We start from the raw sequence: 7,227 nt of genomic DNA, 5'->3' as shown, positions 1-7,227 counted from the left end.
GACGAGGAGCGCAACTTCTACGCTCTCGATCGTCTGTGGAAGGACTGCCCGACGGTAGAGGTCGAAGGCCTCGGCGAGAACCGTCCCGGACCGGCCGACGCACACACGGTATTCGACACCGATACGGTTTCCGAGCCGGACGCGTCGGACCTCTCGCTGTGACTTCCTCGGCGCCCAGTGCGGCGTCGAGTGTCCGTCGGCTCATTTTGTTGCGCCACGGACAAACCGAATACAACGCCGATTCTCGGATGCAGGGGCAACTCGACACCGATCTTTCGGAGCTGGGCCGCACTCAGGCTAAATGTGCGGGCCCAGTCATCGCCGATCGCAGGCCGTTGACCATCGTGTCCTCGGACCTGCGTCGCGCGTATTTCACGGCAGTTGCCGTCGGTGATGCTGCCGGCCTGCCGGTGCTCACCGACCCACGACTGCGTGAGACGCACCTCGGTGACTGGCAGGGTTTGACTCACGGTGACGTCGACCGGCAGACGCCTGGCGTGCGGGCAACGTGGCGAGCCGACGCGACCATCGCCCCACCCGGCGGTGAGAGCCGAATCGACGTCGCGAAGCGCAGCGTGCCGGTGGTGCAGGAACTTCTGGAGTCGCTTCCGGATTGGTCCGAGCAGCCAGTGGTACTGGTGGCGCACGGTGGGCTGATTGCCGCGCTGACGGCCGCATTGCTGGACTTGCCGGTTGATCGTTGGCCGGTCTTGGGTGGCCTCGGAAACACGAGTTGGGTGCAACTCAGCGGACACGGAGACCCCCAGTCCATCGAATGGCGACTCGACGTATGGAATGCTTCTGCGAGTGTCGCAAATGACGTCCTCTGAGAGTGCCGACGGGCAGCGCCCCGTCTTGTTGGTTATTGCCGATTCGCTGTCCTACTTCGGACCCAAAGGTGGACTTGCAGCCGACCATCCCCGTATCTGGCCGAACATCGTGGCCGAGGAGTTGGGTTGGGATGTCGAGCTCGTCGCTCGCATCGGCTGGACGTGCCGCGACGCGTGGTGGGCGCTGACTCAGGACCCCAGGGTGTGGGCCGCCGTTCCGCGCGCCGGCGCCGTTGTCTTCGCCGTCGGCGGAATGGATTCTCTGCCTTCTCCGTTGCCCACCGCGTTGCGTGAGACTATCCGCTACGTCCGCCCACCGGCGCTACGACGCGTGGTCCGTGAGGGCTATCAGTGGTTGCAACCGCGGCTCGCGCCGCTCGGTCGGCCGGTTGCTCTCCCTCCGAAGTTGAGCGTCGAGTATCTCGAGAGCTCGAGAAATGCGTTGGAGTATATGCGGCCCGAGTTGCCGATGATCGCCACGTTGCCGTCGGTGCACCGCAGTCACGCGTACGCGAGTGTCCATGCGGGCCGTCCCGCGGCCGTTTCTGCGATTACGGAATGGGCTACTGAGAAAGACGTGCCTGTCGTGGATCTTGCCGACGCTGTCCGCGAGAACGTTTTTTCCGACAACGGAAATCCTGACGGTATTCACTGGGGTTGGGACGGCCATGTCGGCGTCGCCAAGGCCATGATTGGCGCGATCCGTGCAGCCGAAGCTCAGCGAGTGTCCACTCCGGCGAGCGAGGTCGGGTAGCGACGTGTCAGTTGTTGTCGTCACGGATTCGTCCGCCTGCATCCCACGTGAGTCGGCTGATGCGTGTGGGCTTCAGGTCGTGCCGTTGCACGTCCTGCGTGACGGCTGCGATTTCCTCGAAGGCGTCGACACCATCCCTGACGATATGGCAGGGGTGACGACGGCTGGTGCGTCACCGGCAGAATTGATCGAAGCTTACGGCCGCGCGCTCGAACTGAGTCGGGGTGGCGGTGTAGTTGCCGTGCACATCTCACGTCAGCTCTCCGGCACCTGGGAAGCGGGCAGGCAGGCGGCCCTGGAATTCGGCGGCAAGGTTCGAATTGTCGATTCAGCTTCTGCGGGCATGGGTTTGGGGTATCCGGCGTTGGAGGCCGCGCGATTCGCAGCGGCTGGGTCCTCGCTCGATGACGTGTTTGACCGCGCCGTCGACGTCGCAGACCGTTCTCGTGCCTTCATCTTCGTGGACAAGCTCGATCAGTTGCGCCGCGGCGGCAGGATCAGTACGGCCGCAGCACTATTGGGCACAGCATTGGCGATGAAACCGCTGCTGCATCTGGTGGACGGCAAGCTGGTGTTGAAAGAGAAGACTCGCACGACCACCAAAGCGCTTGCGCGATTGGTTGATTCGGCAGTCGAGCGGGCGGGGTTCGGCCGCGTTGCGATCGCCGTTCATCACACGAGGGCGCGTGAACGAGCCGACGGCATTGCCGAGCAATTACAAGATCGAATTCCGGACATCGCCGAGACCGTTGTCACCGATTTCAGTGCGGTGATCGGTGCCCATGTGGGTGTTGGTGCGATCGGTGTAGTGGTGTGTCAGCTCCCGGAACCTGGTGCGGATCAGTAGGTCGGTTCTCCACAGGCCGGTAGTTATCCCCAGCTGAGTTTTTTGTGGCCACATGCTCGCCGTTGCTCGCTAGCGTCCCCTTATGCGGATCAGTGAAGAGCGGGAGAGGGTGCGTGATCGCCTCGCCGCGATGAGTGGTGACTTTTCCAGCGCACGTGCCGGTTTCGGGCGGGAAGATGTCGCCGAACCAACTGTCCCCGATTGGTTGCTCGAATCCGACGAAGACGAGGAGTCGGACATTCCCGCTGCCGACACTCGGTTTCAGTCGGTGCCCGAGCGCTGGCGGGATATGCGCTGGAGTCCACGCCGCCGAGGCGCCCTGGCTCTGGTGATTGTTGCGCTTGTCGCTGCTGGGATCGGCGTGTTCACAGTGTGGTGGGGTTCGCCGACCATGCAGGCAGTTCCGCCGTTGCCTGCGGCGGTGGGCGTTCCGATCACGGCGTCGGGTCAGCCGAGTACTTCGGAGTCCGTATCGCCGCCGATCGAATCTTCGGGGGTCGCTGCGCCGGTGGGTGTGGTGGTCAGTGTTGTGGGATTGGTACGCAACCCTGGATTGGTGACGATTCCGGACGGCTCACGTGTTGCTGATGCATTGACCGCGGCTGGCGGTGTGAACGCGGGCGCGGACACCCTGAGTTTGAATCTGGCGCAAAAACTGTCCGACGGTGATCAAGTGGTGGTCGGCGTGATCGGTGATTCGGCTCCCAAGACAAGTTCCACAGCTGCGGGCACCGGCGGCGCACCGGCCGCATCAGCGGGTGGGGGCCTGATCAATCTGAATACTGCCACCGAAGCAGAGCTCGATACGCTACCCGGGGTCGGGCCCGTCACGGCAAGTGCCATTGCGGCGTGGCGAACGTCCAACGGAAAGTTCACGGACGTAGAACAATTGGGTGAAGTAGACGGTATCGGTCCGGCTCGGCTCGACAAGCTGCGTCCGCTGGTCTCGGTGTGAGCGGTGTGAGCGGTGTGAGCGGTGAGACCGAGCAGCCGGTCCTTGATGCTCGATTGGTGCCCGCAGCGCTGACGGTATGGAGCGTCACCGCTGCGGGCATCGTTTTCGGCTCGACAATTTCGTGGATTCTCGCGTCGGTGTCGGCAGCCGTCGGTATATGCCTCTTCGTCGTCGCCCGGAGGCGGGGATACGCGGCGTGGGTTCTGGTTGTATTGGTGACCTTCGTGTTCGGCACCGCGTTCAGTGTCCTGACGGCGTGGCGGATGTCCGAGGCAGAGGCGCATCCGTTGACGCGAGCGGCGGAGTCGGGAGGGTGGGTGAGCGTTCAGGTGACGCCGATCGAAGACCCGCGGGTGATGGCGTCGTCTATGGGGCCCGCTCAAGTGTATTTCCGTGCCTCCGTTCGATCGACCACCGTAGGCAACCAGCGATTCGATGCGGGCGGTGCGGTGACTATCCGCGCGCCCGGTGATCTCTGGCCGAAAACGCTTCCCGGGCAAGTGCTCACGGTGCGGGGAAAGGTGAGTGCGCCGCGTCGATCGGATCTGACGTTGGCGGTCATCACCACTGAAGGTGGGCCGATCGCTGTCGGTGTCGCACCGTGGTATCAGCGGTGGGCGGGAACTGTACGGTCCCGGTTCGCGGCAGTTTGTGCCGCGGCACTGCCCGCTGATCAGGCCGGATTGTTGCCGGGACTGGTCGTGGGGGATACGTCGGCGTTGTCGCCGGTAGTCAAGGCCAACTTCACTGCCGCTGGGCTTTCGCACCTCACCGCGGTTTCCGGCGCAAACATCAGCATTCTTCTCGGCGCTGTCTTGTTGCTGGTGCGGGCGGCGTCGCTCGATCCTCGTATCGGTGCAGCGCTTGCGGTGGTGACGCTCGTTGCCTTCGTGATCATCGCGAGGCCGTCGCCCAGTGTGCTGCGGGCCGCGGTGATGGGCACGATCGGGCTGCTCAGTTTGGTCACCGGACGACGCAAGCAAGCGCTGCCGGCATTGGGGTGCGCGGTCATCGTTCTGGTGACAGTGATGCCGGAACTTGCCGTGGACTGGGGATTCGTATTGTCGACGACGGCCACCGGCGCATTGGTGATCCTCGCGCCGGTGTGGGTCGACGGACTCCGTCAGCGCGGCTGGCCACGGTGGCTGGCCGAGGCGACCGCCGTCTCCGGCGCGGCCTTTGTCGTGACGGCGCCGGTGGTGGCCGCGATGGCCGGAACGCTCAGTGTTGTTGCGATCGTGGCGAATCTGTTGGTCGCACCTGTTGTCGGGGTGCTCACGGTGTTGGGTGCCCTCGTGGCACTTCTCGCGTTGATCAATGCTCCGACGGCCACGCTTGCGGCCCACACGGTGCGGCCGCCGATGTGGTGGTTGCTCTCCGTCTCGGAGCGAGCGGCAGCGGTTCCCGGCGCAAATCTGACCGTGCCGTCGGGAGTTCTCGGAGCGGTGTTCGTCGTGGGTGTGTTACTAGTGGCGATGCTGCTGGTCTGGAATCGCATCTCGCGATGGGTGATCGGCACATTTGTGCTCGGAATTGCTCTGGCACTGTCATTTCAGCATCTGTTCTCCGGCGGACGGATTGCGCCCGGCTGGGTATTCGTGATGTGTGACGTCGGGCAGGGTGACGGTCTGGTGTTGTCGACGGGAGACGGTCGCGTAGTCGTGATTGACGTCGGCCCTGATCCGACATCGATGGACAGATGTCTGAACATGCTGGGGGTCAACGATATTGCGCTGGTGGTGATCAGCCATTTTCATGCGGACCATATCGGTGGGCTCGAAGCGGTGCTGGCCGGTCGTTCGGTTTCAGCGGTGGGTGTCGGTCCGATGTTGCTGCCTGAATCAGGTTTTCGTGATGTGGAAACTGTTGCCAGTTCGAAAGGGGTTCCGATGATCGGTCTGCGTAGCGGGTCGGAGTTCACGCTCGGTTCCGTGCGCCTGAATGTTCTCGGTCCCACAGTGGCGGTGCCGCGTGACCGCCACGACGCAGCTGAATCCGCCAATGATCAATCACTTGTGCTGATGGCGCACACGAGCGCTGGGCGGATCCTGCTGACCGGTGACTCGGAAGCCGCGGGTGAAGCCTCGATCCTCCGCGCCGGAATCGACGTACGGGCGGATATTCTGAAGCTGCCCCATCATGGTTCGCGGACCACCTCCGACGCCTTTCTCGAAGCCGTTCACCCACGACTGACGTTGGTGAGCGTCGGCGTCGGCAACACGTTCGGGCACCCGAATCCCGCAGTGTTGGGCGAACTCGAATCCTGGGGAGGAGCCGTAGCGCGAACCGATCGTGACGGCACCTTCGCGGTGTACGGGAACGGCGACGGGTCCATGTCCGTGGTGTCGGTACCTCGTGGGAACATCTTCGGGTGAGTAATCCGGCTGGCGTCGAACCGCTACACCTTGTTCTCGGGGACGACGAGTTCCTGATTGACCGCGCGGTATCCAAGCTCATCAAAGAGGTTCGGGGCGATCGAGGCCAAGGCATTACGGATCTTCCGGTGACGCGGATGCGTGCGGGAGACGCCAACGCGCCCGAACTTGCCGAGCTGTTGAGTCCTTCCCTGTTCGCGGAAGATCGGGTCATCGTGCTGGAAGCTGCCGCGGAGGCAGGCAAGGACGCCGTCGCGCTGGTACTCGATGCTGCTCGCGAACCATCCGAAGGCGTAGTTCTCATCGTTCTGCACTCAGGAGGTGGCCGCGCAAAAGCGCTGGCGCCGGCGCTGGAAAAATTGGGTGCCGTAGTTCATCAGGCCGCGAAACTTGGCAAAAACCAGTTAGCAGACTTCGTTCGGGGTGAGTTCCGCACCGCCGATGTCAAGGTATCTCCGGATGTCATCACGGCGATGATCGAAGGCGTCGGATCGAAACTGCGCGAACTTGCTTCGGCCTGTTCGCAGTTGGCTGCAGACACCGGCGGCAAGATCGACGTCGCAGCGGTGCATCAGTATTACGCCGGCAAAGCCGAGGTATCCGGATTCGATGTCGCAGACAAGGTGATCGTCGGCGACGTCAAGGGAGCAGTCGAAGCCCTGCGTTGGGCTGATCAGATCGGAACCGCACACGTGCTTCTGGCTGATGCTCTGGCCGACGCAGTCCACACGATCGCGAAGGTAGGCCCGTACGCGCGGAATGGTGATCCCTTCCGATTGGCGTCGGAGTTGGGAATGCCGCCGTGGAAGGTCAAGAAGGCAATCAAGGAAGTGAACGGCTGGGATCCCGCGTCGATCGGCGCTGCCATGCAGATTGTTGCGGCGCTCAATGCGGATGTGAAGGGTGCGGCAGTTGATTCGTCCTTCGCATTGGAGATGGCTGTGCGCAAAGTGTGTGCGCTGCGCAGGAACTGAATCTCGAGAGGTATCTGACACCACAAGTACGGGCCACATCACATGTGTTGTGGCCCGTACTTGTGTGCTCTGCTGCCAGTATGGCTCTCGCTGCGGAAAGCACAATAGCCGCTCCGGTCGAAGTGACCTGAGCGGCTATTGATGCACCACTGATGACGGCGAACCGTCAGAAAGTGTGTATCAGAGCTTGTTGGCAGCCTGCGAGAGTGCAGACTTCTTGTTTGCAGCCTGGTTGGCGTGGATAACGCCCTTGCTGGCTGCCTGATCGAGCTTGCGGCTGGTGGCGACGAGGAGCTCGTTGGCCTTGTCCTTGTCACCGGCTGCCGCAGCCTCGCGGAATGAACGAATCGCGGTACGGAGCGAGGACTTCACCGACTGGTTACGGAGTCGGGCCGCCTCGTTGGTACGGATTCGCTTCACCTGGGACTTGATGTTGGCCACGCGTAAAATCCTTGTCGTCTTTAGCTGGTTACGGTCGAGAAAGCTGTGGGC

General features: G+C 62.8%; 8 protein-coding genes. 7 read left to right on the top strand and 1 reads right to left on the bottom strand.

Annotated elements, in window-relative coordinates:
* The 7 genes from QM600_RS28290 to holA all read left to right on the top strand — a co-directional run.
* The coding region (locus QM600_RS28290; RefSeq protein WP_502943130.1) for an RsfS/YbeB/iojap family protein at positions 1–162 on the top strand (162 nt) is incomplete at its 5' end.
* Complete coding sequence (locus tag QM600_RS28285) at positions 159–830, top strand: histidine phosphatase family protein (protein WP_283265065.1); 672 nt, start codon at positions 159–161, stop codon at positions 828–830. The genes QM600_RS28290 and QM600_RS28285, both read left to right, overlap by 4 nt.
* Positions 817–1,584, top strand: coding sequence for a diglucosylglycerate octanoyltransferase (octT, locus tag QM600_RS28280; RefSeq protein WP_283265064.1), 768 nt, complete (start codon positions 817–819; stop codon positions 1,582–1,584). Before QM600_RS28285 ends, octT begins: the two co-directional genes overlap by 14 nt.
* A gap of 4 nt (positions 1,585–1,588) precedes the next feature.
* Positions 1,589–2,431 carry a DegV family protein gene (locus QM600_RS28275; RefSeq protein ID WP_283265063.1) on the top strand — a complete coding sequence of 281 codons (843 nt, stop codon included), beginning with the start codon at positions 1,589–1,591 and terminating at the stop codon, positions 2,429–2,431.
* Positions 2,432–2,513: 82 nt separating this feature from the next.
* Entirely contained in the window at positions 2,514–3,386 is an 873-nt protein-coding gene (locus QM600_RS28270; RefSeq protein WP_283265062.1) for a helix-hairpin-helix domain-containing protein, read from the top strand.
* 14 nt (positions 3,387–3,400) lie between these two features.
* A complete protein-coding gene (locus QM600_RS28265; RefSeq protein ID WP_283265061.1) occupies positions 3,401–5,761 on the top strand; it encodes a ComEC/Rec2 family competence protein in 2,361 nt (786 codons plus the stop codon).
* Positions 5,758–6,735 (top strand): DNA polymerase III subunit delta, encoded by a 978-nt coding sequence (gene holA / locus QM600_RS28260; RefSeq protein WP_283265060.1) that lies wholly within the window; start codon positions 5,758–5,760, stop codon positions 6,733–6,735. The genes QM600_RS28265 and holA overlap by 4 nt, the downstream gene beginning before the upstream one ends.
* A gap of 180 nt (positions 6,736–6,915) precedes the next feature.
* On the opposite strand, the gene rpsT is transcribed toward holA, so the two are convergent.
* Positions 6,916–7,176, bottom strand: coding sequence for a 30S ribosomal protein S20 (gene rpsT, locus QM600_RS28255; protein ID WP_283265066.1), 261 nt, complete (start codon positions 7,174–7,176; stop codon positions 6,916–6,918).
* Positions 7,177–7,227: the final 51 nt, after the last annotated feature.

Source organism: Rhodococcus sp. IEGM 1379 (assembly GCF_030056815.1).
Lineage (GTDB): Bacteria > Actinomycetota > Actinomycetes > Mycobacteriales > Mycobacteriaceae > Rhodococcus_F.
This window is presented reverse-complemented; position numbering and strand designations above follow the sequence as displayed.

What these genes read in the sequence shown, in the direction of transcription:
- octT (WP_283265064.1), top strand. Translation starts at nt 817, where the DNA reads ATGACGTCCTCTGAGAGTGCCGACGGGCAGCGCCCCGTCTTGTTGGTT.
- QM600_RS28270 (WP_283265062.1), top strand. Translation starts at nt 2,514, where the DNA reads ATGCGGATCAGTGAAGAGCGGGAGAGGGTGCGTGATCGCCTCGCCGCG.